Source organism: Sorangium sp. So ce1036, from assembly GCF_051369805.1.
GTDB lineage: Bacteria > Myxococcota_A > Polyangia > Polyangiales > Polyangiaceae > Sorangium > Sorangium cellulosum_F.
This window is the reverse complement of sequence record NZ_JBBMOX010000001.1, coordinates 859,557-875,474: the sequence shown is the minus strand read 5'-3', so window position 1 is coordinate 875,474 and position 15,918 is coordinate 859,557. Positions and strand designations below refer to the sequence as shown.

The 15,918-nt window shown below is 72.1% G+C and carries 10 protein-coding genes; 5 read left to right on the top strand and 5 right to left on the bottom strand.

All coding sequences use genetic code 11. The features are described from left to right. Nucleotides 1–28: 28 nt before the first annotated feature. On the bottom strand, nt 29–2,356 hold the full coding sequence (locus tag WMF31_RS03110; RefSeq protein ID WP_436600512.1) for a helicase-related protein: 2,328 nt from the start codon (nt 2,354–2,356) through the stop codon (nt 29–31). Nucleotides 2,357–2,636: 280 nt separating this feature from the next. Here WMF31_RS03110 and WMF31_RS03105 point away from each other — a divergent pair, with 280 nt between their 5' ends. Continuing rightward, nucleotides 2,637–4,496 carry a protein kinase domain-containing protein gene (locus WMF31_RS03105; RefSeq protein ID WP_436600511.1) on the top strand — a complete coding sequence of 620 codons (1,860 nt, stop codon included), beginning with the start codon at nt 2,637–2,639 and terminating at the stop codon, nt 4,494–4,496. 119 nt (nt 4,497–4,615) lie between these two features. On the opposite strand, the gene WMF31_RS03100 is transcribed toward WMF31_RS03105, so the two are convergent. Further along, nucleotides 4,616–4,945 carry a hypothetical protein gene (locus WMF31_RS03100; protein WP_436600510.1) on the bottom strand — a complete coding sequence of 110 codons (330 nt, stop codon included), beginning with the start codon at nt 4,943–4,945 and terminating at the stop codon, nt 4,616–4,618. A 753-nt stretch (nt 4,946–5,698) separates the two neighbouring features. On the opposite strand from WMF31_RS03100, the gene WMF31_RS03095 reads away from it, so the two are divergent. The 3 genes from WMF31_RS03095 to WMF31_RS03085 are packed head-to-tail and all read left to right on the top strand — an operon-like array spanning nt 5,699 to nt 9,526. Then, on the top strand, nt 5,699–7,348 hold the full coding sequence (locus WMF31_RS03095; RefSeq protein WP_436600509.1) for a serine/threonine protein kinase: 1,650 nt from the start codon (nt 5,699–5,701) through the stop codon (nt 7,346–7,348). After that, nucleotides 7,308–8,264 (top strand): hypothetical protein, encoded by a 957-nt coding sequence (locus WMF31_RS03090; protein WP_436600508.1) that lies wholly within the window; start codon nt 7,308–7,310, stop codon nt 8,262–8,264. The genes WMF31_RS03095 and WMF31_RS03090 overlap by 41 nt, the downstream gene beginning before the upstream one ends. Next, complete coding sequence (locus tag WMF31_RS03085) at nt 8,261–9,526, top strand: hypothetical protein (protein ID WP_436600507.1); 1,266 nt, start codon at nt 8,261–8,263, stop codon at nt 9,524–9,526. Before WMF31_RS03090 ends, WMF31_RS03085 begins: the two co-directional genes overlap by 4 nt. A 732-nt stretch (nt 9,527–10,258) precedes the next feature. On the opposite strand, the gene WMF31_RS03080 is transcribed toward WMF31_RS03085, so the two are convergent. The 3 genes from WMF31_RS03080 to WMF31_RS03070 form a co-directional block, all read right to left on the bottom strand. Next, complete coding sequence (locus tag WMF31_RS03080) at nt 10,259–11,572, bottom strand: glycosyl hydrolase family 18 protein (protein ID WP_436600506.1); 1,314 nt, start codon at nt 11,570–11,572, stop codon at nt 10,259–10,261. Nucleotides 11,573–11,810: 238 nt separating this feature from the next. Further along, nucleotides 11,811–13,184, bottom strand: a complete 1,374-nt coding sequence (locus WMF31_RS03075) for an RICIN domain-containing protein (protein ID WP_436600505.1) — start codon at nt 13,182–13,184, stop codon at nt 11,811–11,813. Nucleotides 13,185–13,700: 516 nt separating this feature from the next. Further along, complete coding sequence (locus WMF31_RS03070) at nt 13,701–14,669, bottom strand: zinc-binding dehydrogenase (protein ID WP_436606515.1); 969 nt, start codon at nt 14,667–14,669, stop codon at nt 13,701–13,703. 186 nt (nt 14,670–14,855) lie between these two features. Between WMF31_RS03070 and WMF31_RS03065 the strand changes: the two genes are divergently transcribed. Beyond that, the gene (locus WMF31_RS03065; protein WP_436600504.1) at nt 14,856–15,788 is read left to right on the top strand and encodes a LysR family transcriptional regulator; all 933 of its coding nucleotides are present in this window, start codon (nt 14,856–14,858) and stop codon (nt 15,786–15,788) included. Nucleotides 15,789–15,918: the final 130 nt, after the last annotated feature.

Below are 15,918 nucleotides of genomic sequence, written 5' to 3'. Positions count from 1 at the left end.
GCTCGCCGCGTCACAGAGCCCCTCCCGGCTACCCGAGCAGCGACGCCGCGACGCGCGGCGCCTCCCGCGCCGGGCACCCCATCCAGCTCGAGAGCCGCGCCGCGGGCTCGCCGCGCGCGAGCGCCCGGTGCACCCGCTCCGCCACGTCGGCCCGGATCGCCCGCGTCCCGAACACCGGGTACCCGATCGCCGCGTACGCCCTGGGATCCACGCCCCGCGCGGCCGCCACCGACACCGCGCCGGGCGCCGGGCAGGCGGGCACGCGGCCCCGCTCGAACCACGCGGCGCACAGCGCGAGCCGGCGCTCGATCGCGCGGCGCCGGAGCAGGTGCTGCACGTAGAGCACGCGCTCGCCCACCTCGACGCCGCGCGCGGCGAGGAGCGCGCGGTCCTCCTCGGTGAGCTCCGCGAGCTGCTCGCCGGCGTCGCGCGCCGCCGCGGTCCCGAGCCCCTGCTCGAGCTGGTAGACGACGCCGCGCGCCGCCGCCGAGAGCGCCTTGAGCTCGGGCGACCGCAGCGGATCGAGCAGCTCCTCCACGAGGTCGCGCGCGAACGCCACGAGCCGGCGGAGGACCCGCGACCGCGCCCCCGGGCCGAGCTCCTCGAGCGGCGCGAGCTTGACGTCGGGCAGGAGCAGGGTCGGGCCGCGCGCGAGCTGGCCGAGCAGCCGCTCTTCCACGGCGATGCGGCCGCTCACGTCGAGGGAGAAGCGCTCGTGCGGCGCCGCGACGATCGACTCGACCCAGCGGGCCTCGTCGTCCCCGGGCGCCGGCGCCGCGGCCGGCCCCGGCGCGAGCCGCGCCCGGAGCGCCGCGATGCGCGCAAACGGGTGCCCCGCCGCCACCTGCGCCTCGGCCTCGGCCGGCCCCGGCCGGCGCGGCGCGGGGCGCGCGCCCGACGCCGCCCGCGCGTCCGACGCCGCCCGCGAGCGGCGCGACGCGCCGCCGCCCCGCTCGACGAAGCGCTGCACCAGCCGCTCGTGGAGCGCGTCGCTCAGGCGGTCCTCGATCGCGCGCGTGCGTTCCTGCCACCCCGCCGCGTCCTGCACCCAGCGCGCGTGGTTCGAGATGTAGGTCCACGTGCGGATCGACGCGATCCGCGTGATCAGCGTGTCGATGTCGCCGCCCACGTCGTCGATCTCGGCCACCCGCGCGGCCATCCAGTCGGCGTCGAGCGCCGCGCGCGGCCCGGAGAGCTGGCCGAAGATCTCGGCGAGCAGCGCGACGTGCGACTCGAACAGGAGCTTGCGGAAGTCGGGGATGCGGCAGACCTCCCAGAGCAGGCCCACCGCCTCGTCGCCCCGCGCGCGGGCGCGGATCTCCGGGTCCTCCGCGAGCCGCGCGAGCGCGGCCGTGTCCTCGGCGTCGTCGACGAGCCGGAGCGAGCGGGCGCGCGGGCGCGCCCGGAGCGAGGCGAGCAGCGCGTCGATCGACCTCCGATCGAGCTCGCTGCTCCGCCAGAGCAGCCGCCGCACGGGGGGGAAGCGGTGCGCCTCGATCGCGGCCGCGACGCCGTCGGGGAGCGACAGCGGCGCCACGGTGCCGAAGGTCCCGTCCGCGAGGTGCCGGCCCGCGCGGCCGGCGATCTGCGCGAGCTCGGCGGGGTCGAGGTCGCGCACGCCGCGCCCGTCGAACTTGCGCAGCGCCGCGAACGCGACGTGGCGCACGTCGAGGTTGAGCCCCATGCCGATCGCGTCGGTCGCGACGAGGTAGTCGACCTCCCCCGACTGGAAGAGCGCGACCTGCGCGTTGCGCGTGCGCGGCGAGAGCGCGCCGAGCACGACGGCCGCGCCGCCGCGCTGCGCGCGCAGCCGCTCGGCGATCTCGTAGACCTGCGGGGTCGAGAACGCGACCACGGCGCTGCGCGGCGGCAGGCGCGAGAGCTTGCCTGCGCCGGCGCTCGAGAGCCGCGAGAGCCGTGGGTGCTGGACGATCTTCGCGGTGGGCACGAGCTCGGCCACGAGCGGGCGCATCGTCTCGGCGCCGAGGAACCACGTCTCGCGCCGCCCGCGCGAGAGGAGCAGCCGCTCGGTGAACACGTGGCCGCGCTGGTCGTGCGCGGCGAGCTGGATCTCGTCGATGGCGAGGAAGTCGACCTCCAGGTCGACCGGCATCGCCTCGACGGTGCACACCCAGTAGGAGGGGCGCCTGGGGACGCGCTTCTCCTCGCCGGTCACGAGCGCGACGCGGGCCTCGCCGACCCGGGTGGTCACGCGATCGTAGACCTCGCGCGCGAGCAACCGCAGCGGCAGGCCGATCATGCCGGAGTCGTGCGCGAGCATGCGCTCGATGGCGCGGTGGGTCTTGCCGGTGTTCGTCGGCCCCAGGACCGCGGTGATCGGGGAGGCGTCGACCATGCCGCGGGCAAGCTTAGTACCGGATCCCGAGAAGACGTCCGGCGCGGCGGCGGGCGATCGCGAGGGGGCGGGCGCCGCGGCCGCCGCCCCGGCGCCCCGGCGCTGCGGCCGCCGCCTCGGCGCCGCGGCTCCGGCGGACCGGCTCTTCCGTGCGCGCGCCGCGCGGAGTCCCGCGGGGGAGCGCGAGCCCTCGCGGCAAGGGCCGCGACACAGGGCCGCGCCTCTGCTAGACCCGAAGGGCCCGAACGCAGAGGCGCTGGGACGCGAGGGGCTTATCGGCATGCTTTCGCTCGAGACGGGGAGCGTCGTCGCTGGCAGATATCGGCTGGAGCGGCCCCTTTCGGGCGGCGCCATGGGTCTCTTGTGGGTGGCGCGGCACCTCCAGCTCGACGTCGAGGTGGCGCTCAAGTTCATGATGCCGCAGCACGCCGACTCCCCGGTCGCGCGCGCGCGGTTCGAGCGCGAGGCGAAGGCGTCCGCGCAGCTCCGGACGCCCAACGTGGTCCACGTGTACGACTACGGGCTCGAGGGCGACACGCCGTACCTCGCCATGGAGCTCCTCGAGGGCGAGGATCTCGCGGCCCGCCTGAGGCGAAAGGGGCGCCTCACGCCGGCGGAGATGCTGGGCATCGTGAGCCAGGTGTGCAAGGCGCTCCGCCGCGCGCACGAGGTGGGGCTCATCCACCGCGACCTCAAGCCGGCGAACGTCTTCCTCGCGCGTCAGGGCGAGGAGATCGTGAAGATCCTCGACTTCGGGGTCGCCAAGGCGACGGGGACGGGGCTCGCGGCCGACGCGACGAAGACGGGCACGCTCATCGGCTCGCCGCACTACATGAGCCCCGAGCAGGTGCGCCGGAGCAAGACGATCGACTGGCGGAGCGATCTCTGGTCGGTCGGCGTGATCATCTTCCAGTGCCTGACGGGCCAGCTCCCCTTCCCCGGCGAGGAGCTCGGCGACGTGCTCGTGGAGATCTGCACGGGGGACATCCCGGTCGCCTCGCACCTCGCGCCGGAGCTCTGGCCCGAGCTGGATCGGTTCCTGGAGCGCGCGCTCCGCCGCGAGCCCGGAGAGCGCTTCCAGAGCGCGGACGAGCTCGCCGAGGCGTTCGCCGCGGCGGTGGAGCGCACGGCGCTCCGAGGGTCGAGCGGCTCGCTGGCGCCGGGTGGCTCGCTGGCGCCGGGTGGCTCGCTGGCGCCGGGCGGCTCGGTGGCATCGGGCAGCTCACCGGGGCTGGGTGTCGCGCACGCTCCGGGTGGCACGCCCATCCCGGTTGGCACGCCGGTCGCGGGCGGCACGGTCATCGTGGACGGCCCGCCGGTCGCGGGCGCCTCGCTGGTCCCGGGGGGCGCACCGGTCGCGGGCGCCTCGCTGGTCCCAGGTGGCGCACCGGTCGCCGGCGCCTCGCTGGTCCCGGGCGGCCTGCCGGCGCGGGATAGCTCGCCGGCGATCGGCGGCTCGCCGGTCGCCGGCGCGCCGGCTGCGGGCGGCCTGCCGGCGCGGGGTAGCTCGCCAGCGATGGGTGGTCCGCTCGCCGCGGGCGGCACCGTGGTTGCGGACGGCGCGCTGTTCCCGGCTGGAGGGCTCGCCCCCGGCGGCACGCTGGAGGCCGTCGGAGACGCTCTGCCCTCACCACCGCCCGATCGTCGCTCCACGCCGCGGGCGCTGCTCGCCGTGGCGGCCGGGATCCTGACGCTCGGGGCAGGCATCGCCGGCGTCTTCCTGCTTCGCTCCCCGGCATCGGACGTGGCTCCCGCCACACCGTCGTCCGGCGCCGCGGAGCTCGCCACGTCCTCGCTCAGCGCCGCGGAGCGCGCCACGCCGTCGTCCGGCGCCGCGGAGCCCGCCACGCCCGGCGCCGTGGAGACCGCCACACCTCTGCCCGATGCCGCGGAGCCCACCGCGCCGTCGCCGCCCGCGGCGCAAGAAGCCCCGCCGCCCGCGAGCGCGCCGGCCCCAGCGGCCTCCTCGGCGGACCCGGGCGATGCTGCCGCAGCCCCGGCGGCCCCCTCTCCAGCCCAGGGCGCTGCGAAGCCCGGCACCAGGCCGGCGAGACCCGCTGCGCAGCCGGCGCGGCGGCCACCTCCGGCGGCGCCCTCCAGCAAGGGCGCTTCCGAGCGGGATCCCACCTTCGGTTTCTGAGCTCACGGGCGGCGATCGCCTGGTGGTGGCGCGGCGTGAATCAAGATGCCTTTCGGCGAGTTGGCGGAGAGGGTGGCGACAGCCATGCCCCGGATGCCACCAGGATCGCCGCAGGCGACTCAGCTACACGTGTTGTTTCGCGCCTCCCACATTTCCCTGTACCTGCCAGTCTCTCTGAGCCTCTGCTGGCACGACCGGTTACTGTCAATATAATCATCGTAGCCCTTCTTGCACGCGCGCTTGAACCTCTCTGTGATTGTCTCCATCTCTCGCCGCAGCGCGCCGGAAAACCCAGGAACAAGACTCTTGCAATAGCTGTTGGCGGCGTCCCAACCGACGTCATACGCCTGTCTTTCCAGCTCGTCCATGGACTCTTCGTCATTTGCATCCGCGGCGCCCACCGAGACGAACAGCGCGCAGAGAGCTGCTGCGCATAGCTGCACTTTCATGACGTTCCCCCTTCTCCATGAGCTCCGCACGGCGGAACCATGGTTGCCGCCGGCCCATACCGTCGGCCGCACATTCATTGCGCCACCGTGGCGCATGCCAAGGTGCACGACGGCGTGGTCTCGATGGTCGAGCTCTGCGCGTCGATGGCCAGCAGCCAGCCAACGTCAGATGCCCCGGTTGCCCGCGCGCCTCCGGCCCAGCCGGACGGGCGCGGGCTCAGGCCAGCTCGACCGTCGAGCGCGCGCCTCGAGCGCGCGCCTGATGAGAAGGAACCCCGGCGCGCTCTCCAGTCGAGACGTCGTTCATCGAGAACGGGGCCATGAACGGGAGTAGGTCGAGCGCCAAACCACGACGACTGACGCATTGAACAGTCTTTCAGTGCCTGCCAGCGCGAGCATCGAGTGTCGGTTCGTGTGGGATTCCCACCACGATCACGAGCCGGGGAAAGTGCAGCCAGAGCTGATCGATCCGGGCGCGATCACGGCAGACGACATCATCGATGCCATCGATGCCGATGCCATCGATGCCATGGAGGGCCTCGACCCGAGGGCCAGCGCGAGCGGCCGGCGCGGCGACGGCCCTGAAGCGCAGACGGGGCACGCGACGGGCGGCTTTCGCGCGGGCCCGAGGGTGAGCCCCTCGAGCTCGACCACGACCCCGCGCGGGCCCGTTTTCGACGCGCCCTCGCAGGCAAACGGGGGGCCGCTGGGCTTCCCATCCGCTGGGCGTTATGCGAGACTGGAGCCTGCCCCATGGTGCCGGCTGCCGACCGATCGAAGACGAGCTCGACGGACAACGGCAAGTATCGCTTTCTCCTCCCGCTCGGCGAGGGGGGGACGGCGAACATCCTGCTGGCGGTCGCCCAGGGCCCGAGCGGCTTCAACAAGCTCGTGGTCCTCAAGACGATGAAGCGCCACATCGCCGAGGATCCGGAGTTCCGGCGGATGTTCCTGAACGAGGCGCGCCTCGCGGCGCGCCTCAACCACGCGAACGTCGTCCAGACCTACGAGATCGCGGAGCACAACGGCAGCCCGATCATCGTGATGGAGTACCTCGAGGGGCAGCCGCTCTCGAAGGTCGCCGCCCGCGCCGGGAAGCGGCTCGTGCTGGCGATGCATCTCCGCATCATCGCAGATGCCCTGAGGGGCCTGCACTGCGCCCACGAGCTCAAGGATTTCGACGGGACGAGGCTCAACGTCGTGCACCGCGACATGTCGCCGCACAACGTGATCGTCACCCATGACGGGCACGTGAAGCTCGTCGACTTCGGCATCGCCAAGCTCGACCGCTCCGATATCCGGACGAGCACCGGCGTCATCAAGGGCAAGCTCCGGTACATGTCACCCGAGCAGCTTACGGGCGAGCCGATCGATCGGCGGGCCGACATCTACTCGGTCGGCGTCATGCTCTGGGAGGCGGCGACCGGCGTTCGGATGTGGCGTGACGAGAACGATCCGGCGATCATGTACAGGGTCGTGAACGGGGACATCCCCTCGCCGCGCGAGGCGAATCCCGGGGTGTCCCCGGAGCTGGAACGGATCTGCATGAAGGCGCTCGCGCCGGACAGAGGGCTGCGCTACGCGACCGCCATGGATCTCGAAGCGGACGTCGAGGCCGAGATCCGCAGGCTCGACAGGGTGGTGACGAGCCGCGAGATCGCGGGCCTGATGACGGACCTGTTCGAGGAGCAGCGCATCGAGACGAGGAGCAAGGTCGAAGAGCGGCTCCGCACCGTCGCCTCGCTCTCTGCGGCCGAGGTTCAGGAGCTGGAGAGCTCCTCGAGCGCGCTCCAGGCGCTCCACAGCCCGAACACGAGATCGACCACCGTGACGGTGGTCGCTCCGAGGAGCCGCGTGGCCTCCGCCGCGCTCGGCGCCGCGGGCACGGTCCTGGTGGGGCTCCTCGTGTGGCTGATGGTCAAGTGGCGAGCGCCCACGTTCATGGTGGCGTCCCCCGACGCTCCTGCGGCAGCCGCGCCCGCGCCCGCCGCGCCGGAGGCGACCGCTCCGGTGCCGCCCGTGGAGACCGCCCCGACAGAGGCCGTCTCGATGACCGCCTCGACAGGCGCCGTGCCGGCGACCGCCCCGACAGGCGCCGTGCCGGCGACCGCCCCGGCAGGCGCCGTACCGGCGACCGCCCCGGCAGGCGCCGTACCCGCGACCACCTCGACAGGCGCCGCGCCGGCGACCGCCCCGACGGGGGCGGCGGGCGTGAAGGCCGCCGCGGCCCCTCCGGAGCCGGCGGTCCCGAGGAGCAACCACCCGCCACCCGGTCCAGACGAGAAGCCGGAGCCGGCGATCAGCCCGAGCGCGGCGCCCTCAGCGCCCCCGAGCGCGAACTGCAAACCGCCCTATTACTTCGATGATCGCGGTATCAAGAAATACAAGCCTGAGTGTCTGTGAGCGCCGAGGCGGCCGTGACGGCTCGCGTTGCCCGCTCGCGCGGTGGGCTGCGCTCGCGGCCGGGTGTGCGACGCTCCTCGGCGCCGCGCCCACCTGGGCGCAGCAGCCGGCGCCCGAGGAGCGGGCGCTCTGCGTCGAGAAGCACGAGACCGCGCAGGTGCAGCTGCAGCAAAAGAAGCTCCGGGCCGCCCGCGAGGCGCTGCGCGGGTGCTCGCACGAGGGCTGCCCGTCGGCGATCCGCGCGGACTGTAGCGAGTGGCTGCTCGCCGCCAACAGGGTCGCTCCCTCGGTCGTGCTCTCGGCCCGCACGGACGCGGGCGACCAGGCCGGCGTCCGCGTCCTGATGGACGGCGAGCTCCTCGCCTCGCGGCTCGACGGCAAGGCGATCGACGTCGATCCAGGCGAGCACGTGTTTCGCTTCGAGCTACCTCCCTATCAGCCCATCGAGCGGAGGGTCATCATCCTCGAGGGCGAGAAGGCGCGGGTCCTGTCCGTGCACTTCGGCGACGCGGCGGACGCGCGCCCGTCACCGCCGCCGCCCGCCCCGCGGCCGCCTCCGCCGGCCATCGAGGAGCGGCGCCCCGTGCCCGCCTCCGTGTACGCGCTGGGCGGGGTGGCGCTCGTGGGCGCCGGGGTCTTCGCGGGGTTCGCGCTGACGGGCGCCTCCGAGCGCTCGTCCCTGCTCTCGCGCTGCGCGCCGTCCTGCACCGACGAGGAGGTGCGGCCGGTACAGCTCAAGTTCTTGATCGCGGACATCGCGCTCGGGACCGGCATCGCGGCGGCCGCCTCGGCGACCCTCCTGTTCGCGCTCCGTCCGACGGTGAGGGCCCCGGCGCCCTCCACGCCGCGCTCGATATCGTTCTCGGTGGCCCCGCAGGCGTCGGGCGTCATCGTCGGCTGGGGAGGTGCCTTGTGACGCGCCGCGCAGGTCGGTGGTCCAGGGTCGTCGTGCCGTGCAGCGCGGTCGCCGCGCTCGTCGCGGCGGTCGGCGCATGCTCGCTGGCGATGGACATGGAGCCCCTCCAGGGCGGGGCGCCGGACGAGGTGCCGGGCGGGACGTGCGAGGGCGGGGAGAAGCGCTGTGATGGCCGCTGCGTGCCGACCAGCGACCCCGCGAGCGGGTGCAGCGCGGCGTCGTGCGCCCCGTGCGAGATCGCCCACGGGACGCCGGCCTGCGTCGCTGGCGGCTGCAGCGTCGGCGCGTGCGACCCGGGCTTCGACGACTGCAACGACAGCGCGGCCGACGGGTGCGAGGTGGCCGTCTCCTCCGACCAGGCGCACTGCGGGTCGTGCGACAACCCATGTCCCGAAGGCCTGACCTGCACGGACGGTGCGTGCAGCGATCCGAATTTCGTCGAAGAGTTCTGGGACGACCTGAACTACAGCGACCTCAACGACGTCAACCTGATCAAGAACGGCTGGGCCGTCCGCACGACGCCCGGCAAGCCCGGCGTCTCCGGCGCGACCTGGGACCCTTACATCGTCGAGTTCACCCCCGAGCACGGCAACCCCGATAACCGGGTGATCACGGTCGTCGCCTCCACCGAGGGCTACCTGGGCAGCTCCACGCGGCACACCGAGGTCCACACCACCGACTACAGGTTCTTGCACGGCACCTATGCGGCGCGCATCTACTTCCTCGAAGCGCCGGAGACGGGGCCTGATACGGACAGCGCGGTCCAGGCGTTCTTCACCTTCGGCCCCTCCGCGGCGTCGGACGATCCCGAGCGCGGGTATGGGGGGATGAACGCCATGTATCTCCCCAACGGCGGGATGGAGCAGCCCGTCCAGACGATGCGCCTCACCACCCGGGGCATCTCCGACCCGAGCGCCATCACGTCGACCAGCGCGGTCATGGCGCAAGGCTGGCACACCATCGTCGTGACCGCGAACAGCGCCACCCGCGAGATCACGTACTCCATCGACGGCGTGCGCGTGGCGACGCACCGGGACCTGCCGGATCTGAGCGTCTATCCGGAGGCCGCCATGAGGCTCGGGTTCAGCCTATGGTTCCTCGACGGCGAGCTCGACACCAGCGACAACACGCCTCGCACGTATTACCAGGTCATGGATTGGGTGTACCACGCCAAAGACAGGATACTGACCCGGGCGGAGGTCGAGCTCAAGGTCGCTGAGCTCCGCAAAGCGGAAGTCACCTTCAAGGACACCTTGCCGTAGGATGGATGGCCGTTGTCACGGCCCATCCTGGTCCAGCGCGCGGGGGCCAGGCGGCGTCGCCCCTCACCGGGTGGTGCCCGTGCCAGAGCCCGGGGGCTGGCTGGCGGGGGGCATGCCCGTACCAGCGCCCGCCGGCTGGCTAGCGGGGGGCCCGCCCGTCCCAGGGCCCGCGGGGGGCATGGAGGAGGTCTGCTTCCGCTTCGCCCAGCACGTCGGGCAGCGCCATACCATCAACTTGTTTCCGCGCGCGTCGAGCTCGCGGGTGAGGCGCCATCCATATTGCGCGCTGATGAGCGTGTAATTCGTGGAGGTCTGGGGCGACCACACCCCGCAGCCGACGCACTGGTGACTCTTGGGAGCATCGGACTCGGCCATGGGTCGCTCGCCTCTCCTCGCCGCTTCAGGATAGCCTCTCCGCCCCTCCCTCGGAAGGGGGGTTCGTCACAGGCGGTCCCGAGCGGCGCCCCGGGTCGGCACCGACCAGAACCGTGATGTGTGCTACCAGCCAGCCCTCTGAGGGCGAATCGTCCAGCCGTATACGTTGGAGGCGAAGAAACTCCGTCTGGCTGGACGCCGTGAGGAGGTCCCGCCTGCGGCGGCCCCTCGTCGCGCTGCCCCGTGATCGAGCAGCGCGGGCCGCCGCGGGCCAGGCGCCCGCGCGCCCGCGTGGCGGGCCGCCAGTCGCTCTCGCGCCGCGCGCCCGCGCGGCGCGAGAGCGATGCGGAATCGGCCTCACTGCCTGACGAGCGGCCCGACGCGGTTGGCGAAAGGCCACCCGAGGCTCTCGTCCGTGTGGATCTGCCAGTCGAAGGCCCCGCGGAGCGTCGGGTGGTTTCTCTCGAGCTGATTCCACGTGGGGATCGCCTCGTCGATCGACATGTAGTTCGGCTGGTCCCAGATCCCGAACCCCACGACGACGTGCCTCGGACCGAGCAGCGACACCCACTCGTCCACGCTGTCCACGATATAGGACTGCTGGTCGAGGTCGGGCCCGTCGTAATACTGCGGGGCCGCGTAGTCCATCGCGCCGGCCTGCACCATCGCCTCGCAGAACGCCTTGTCGCGCTGGTTCCAGGGGGCCGGAGGCGCGGTGATGATGAAGCCGGGGAAGCGCCGCTTCAGCTCCAGGCTCATCCAGATCATCTCGGCGGTGTCGGGGGCCTGGTCGGCCTCGAAGGTGTTCCAGTCGAGGCCGTCGAACCCGCCCAAGTTGTTGTAAATCCCGACTACGCTGTCGACGAACGTCTGCGATTTCTGGCGGTCCGGGAAGCTCATCCCGGCGCCGGCGCCGCCCACGGAGAGGATGATCTTGCGACCCTGGTGGGCCCGCGCGTACTGGATGTCGGCCTTGAGGTGCGTGGCCGCCCCGCGGCCGTCGCCCGGCGGCGTCCAGGTGACGGCCCCCGTGGTGCCGGGCGACCCGCCCACGGGCTTCGCGGCGAAGAGGTAGATCACGTTGTAGTTGCTGTTGACGTCCCGGATGCGGACAGGCGATGGCGTCCAGTTGGGATAATAGCCGGCGACCACCTTCTCCGGGAGCCCGCCGCCGGGGCCAGGGGCGGGATCGGGATCAGGGCCGTCGGCGCAGCCCGAGTACGGCTCCCAGAAGTACGTGCTGACCGTCGGGATGTAGCCGGGGTTGCCGTGCTCGGCGATGTACGCCGACCCCTGATAGTTCACGACCGTGCCCGCGTCGTACCACTGGCCCTCTCGCCACTCCGGAGGGCTGCACGGGTCTCCGGCCGGAGGAGGGCTGTCGGCGCAGCCCGAGTACGGCTCCCAGAAGTACGTGCTGACCGTCGGGATGTAGCCGGGGTTGCCGTGCTCGGCGATGTACGCCGACCCCTGATAGTTCACGACCGTGCCCGCGTCGTACCACTGGCCCTCTCGCCACTCCGGAGAGCCCGCGCACACGGCCGCTTCGTCGTGCCCCACGTCGACCTCCTCGTGCGGCGCGCCGGCGCCGAGGCATCCGGCCCCGCTCACGGCGAGGGCGACAAGCAGAAACGAGTATCTGGGAGCGTTCAGGGTAGAATCAAGCATCATGACAAGAATTCCTCTTCCGGGCAGCAAAGCTGGACAGGCGGCGGTCACTCTAGCTGTCGAAGCGTGGCCGCGCCGTTGACGATCCGGTGACTGCACACGGTGGTCCACCTCGCGATGACGACGCGGGCCAGGTCGGACCGGCCGTGGGCGCGCGCGCCGGAGGGGCGATCGGGCGGATCGCCCCCACCGGCGATCCCGCCAATCGCCCCCTGCGATCGGCGGGATCGCCGCGGCGATCTCACGGGCAGAACGTGACCTCGAAGGTCGTCTCGGACGGGCAGTTGTGCAGCCCGGCGGCGTCGTCGTAGGCGAAGCTGTAGGTCGTCGGCGCCATCTGCCCCATGACCTTCACGTAGTCGGTGTGCACGACGCTGAGCGGATCGCTCGCGTCGTTGCACATCGGCGAGTCCATGCACCCGCGCTCGACCGTGCACTGGCCGCTCGCCGGGTCGATCGGCGTCGGACAGCACAGGTGCACGCCCGGGTCCTCGCTCTCCGAGCGCCCGTACCCCCACGGGGCCGGGTAGTTCCACTTCTTGCACGGCGACAGGCACCCGATCGTGCGCCCGGAGGCGTCCCTGATGCGGAGATCGGCGTGAGCGAGCGCCGGGAACCGGCCGCCGCCGCTCAGGTCCTCGTCGCTCGGGCACCGGTCGAGCGACAGGTGGGAGGCGTCGGACGTGACGCAGTTCCCGGTCTCGGCCCCCTTCCCCCTCGGGACGATCTTGAACGGCAGCGTGTAGCCGTCGACCTGGCTCGCGTTGTACCAGGTGTCCGCCGCCCCGCCCTTCGGGGCGAACGTGGCCTCGAACTTGGAATCGACGGGCGGCTGGCACCCGCCGGCGGGGCACGGCGCGACGCTGTCGCCGATCGTGCAGTTGCGCCCGGCGGCGTCACAGCCGACCTTCGGCCAGAAGCGCGTCGCGCTCACGCCGGCGTCCGGGATGTCATAGTCGTGGTGCTGCCCCCGGGTGAGCCGGATGTTCTGCGGGTCCGCGACGTTCCCCGAGTGCGCGATCCAGATCGGCTCCGCGCACTGGCTCCTGATCCTGAGGCGCGTCGGCAGCGGGCCGCTGTCGCCGACCGGACCGCCCGTGGAGCCGCCGCCGTCGCTCACCCTGTCGAGCGTCCACTTCTGGTTGTCGCGGCCCTCGTAGGTGTACTGGACGATCGGGGTCCCGTCGTCCGGCCTGCCCCAGTAGAGGTCCAGCGCCATCGCGGGGTTGTGGCGCGGGTGGAGGCTGAAGTGGGCGCCGCCCCGGTTCGTGATCTGGAACTGCTGGTTGTGCCCCCCGCGGTAATCATACTGGATGATGTCCGCGTTCTGCGCTCGGCTCGCGTCCTTGACGTCGATGGCCTTGTTGCTGTTGATGTTGACGAGGCTGTACCTGGTGCCATCGATGGAGGTGAGCCGGAACTTCTGGGCGTCCGTCCCGTTGCAGGTCCACTGCTGCACCTTCGCGCCGTTCGCCTTGCTGCTGCGCGGGATGTCGAGGCACTTGTTGGTCGCGACCGACCGGATGACGTAGATACCGTCGGACACGCTCGACACGACCGCGGCCTCGGGGTCGTCCTGCACCTGCTCGCCGGGGAGCTCCGCGTCGACGGCCATGCATGCGCCCAGCAGAAGAATGAGAGAACCACAGGTGACTTTTCGGATCATAGTAAGCTCCCCTCGAAGTGCGGGTGACGCGCCGGAACGGCGTCGATTCCGGGCGATCGCCGCGTGGCGTGGTATCGCCGCGGGCCTTCGGCACGGAGGGCCGAGCGGCCGCTGCGAGGGAGCGCTGGAGCAGGAGACGTGCCACGGGAGCCGCGGTGCGGGGTGGGAGGGGGGATCCGGGCTGCCCGGCAGGAGATCTCGACGGGTTGCCCGGCCCCCGGATCGACGTGGAATCGGCGACGGACCGCGCCGGAGGTGATCCCGGAGATCACCCTCCGGCGATCCGGAGGATCGCCCTCCGAGGATCCGGAGGATCGCCCTCCGAGGATCCGCTCCGCTCCCATCGCTCCACCCGCGCGGCCCACGCCCCCCTCGTCGCCATCGCTGCCTCCTTCGCGATGCGCACAGGGAGCCGGCGCCGCGCCGACGATCACGCGAGGGCGCAAGAGGACGCTCGTCGGGCGGTTACCCCGTCGATGCGCAGGCCTTTGCGTTCGGCAGGAGAAGGCACCGCACATCCGGCGCCTCGTTCCAGGCATCGGTCACGGCGCTGAGCGGCAGGCTCTTGAACGGTGCACGAAAGCCGGCCGCCGGGGCCGCTGCCAGCAGCTCGCCGGCCCCGGCCAGGAGCTCCTTCACGGGGACGCTTCCGATACCGCTACCGATGAGCTCGAGCCCCGTGCTGCGCAGCATGTCACCTCGGATCGGGATCTCGTCACCAGCCATGGTCCCCAGCTGAACGAAGCGCAGGCGTGGCTCGCCAGCCCTGGACCCACGGTCCTTCGTCGCCGCCCGGAGGACGCGGACAGCCGGCTCGCCCCACACGAAGTCGAGCACGACGTCGACGCCTCGATCGAATTGATCCCGCAACGCTCGATCCGCGTCCCCGTCAAAAGCAATTTTCACATCGGCATCGAGTCGGTCGAGCTTCGCCTCGTCACGACCGACAGCGATCACCTTGCCCGCTCCGAAGTAACGGGCGGTTTGAATTGCCATGCCCCCTGCCGCGCCCGTCGCGCCGTTCACGAGCACCGTGTCGCCCTTCTGGAGGAGCGCCCGGCGTGACAGCGCAATCCAGGAGGCGAGCCCCGCGGTCGCGATCGCTGCGGCCTGCTCGTCGGAGAGCAGGTCGGGCACCGGCACGATCATGCCGTTCAGGGCGAGCGCCTTCTCGGCCATCGCGCCGAAGGGCGCCTTTGGGAACAGGAAGTAGACACGCCTCCCCAGAGAGTCTGTGCCGACGCCATCGACCCCCGGGACGAAGCCGCCGCTCTTTCCGCTCGCATAGTGCCTGCCCGAGACCAGGCCCTTGACGATGGGGCTGAGCGGAGCGGCATGTACCGTCACCACGGTCTCACCGTCGCCGGCCTCCGGCTCACGGAAATCGCCATAGGACGGCGGGACACCAAGCGCATGTACGACCGCGGCCTTCATGTTGAACACTCCAAGCGATGATCGCGGCCGCGCCACGTCGGCGACGACCGAGCCCGTGTTGCCCGAACCCCCGCGATGACATTGTCCATGTGCGTGCTCCTTGTTCTTCACGGCGAACGCGCCGTCGACGCGGGGAAGATGCGCCCGCTCGGCCCATCGTTCCACTGCATGCTAGACATACTCATCATGCCTGCCGTTCATGACGTGGCCACGGTCGATCTCAACCTCGTGCGGGTGCTCAGCGCGCTCCTCGACGAGCGGCACCTCACGCGCGCCGGCGAGCGGCTCGGCCTCACCCAGTCGGCGACGAGCCACGCGCTCGGCCGGCTCCGGCGCCTCTTCGGCGATCCGCTCTTCGTCCGCACCTCGCGCGGCCTCGCCCCGACGGCGCGCGCCCAGGAGCTGGCGGAGCCGGTGCGCGAGGCGATGCGCGCTCTCGATCGCTGCTTCCGCGCCGAGGAGCCGTTCGTCGCCGCGAGCGCCGTCCGCAGCTTCAACGTCGCCACCTCGGACTACGGCTCCTTCGTCCTCGCGCCGAAGCTCCTCGAGCGCCTCGGGCGCGAGGCGCCGGGCGTCGATCTCTGGCTCCGCACGGTCGACGCCTCCTTCGAGGAGCAGCTCGCCCGCGGCGACGCCGACGTGGTGGTGGCCCCGACGCGCAGAGACGAGCTCCCCGTCGGCATCCGCTCCCGCCCGCTCTACCGCGAGCGCTTCGTCTGCCTCGTGCGGAGGGGGCACCCGCTGGTGAAGAAGGGCATCGACCTCGTCTCCTGGACGTCGATGCGCCACGTCTTCATCGCCCCGCGCGGCACGCCCGGCGGCGTCGTCGACGAGACGCTGGCGCAGCTCGGGCAGCGCCGTCGCGTGGCGCTGGCGGTGCCGCACTTCCTCCTCGCGCCGCACGTGGTCGCCGGCTCCGACCTCGTCGTCACCGTCGGCGCGCGCGTGGCCGAGGCGTTCGCGGAGATCCTCCCCTTGCGCGTGGTCGATCCGCCGGTGAAGCTCCCCGGCTTCGAGGTGCGCATGTACTGGCACGAGCGCCACCACCGCGATCCGGCGCAGCAGTGGCTCCGCGACGCGGTGCGCCGCGCGGCCGAGCCGTCGTCCGTCAGGGCGTAATGGAAGTGAGCAGCGCAGGCGGCCCGGGAGCCGGCCCGGGCCGCGTCAGACGTTGCGCCGTCGTGCTCGAGGGCGCGCCCGCCGTGCTGGTCGACGGGCATCACGATCGTCACCCTTCCGTGAGACGGGC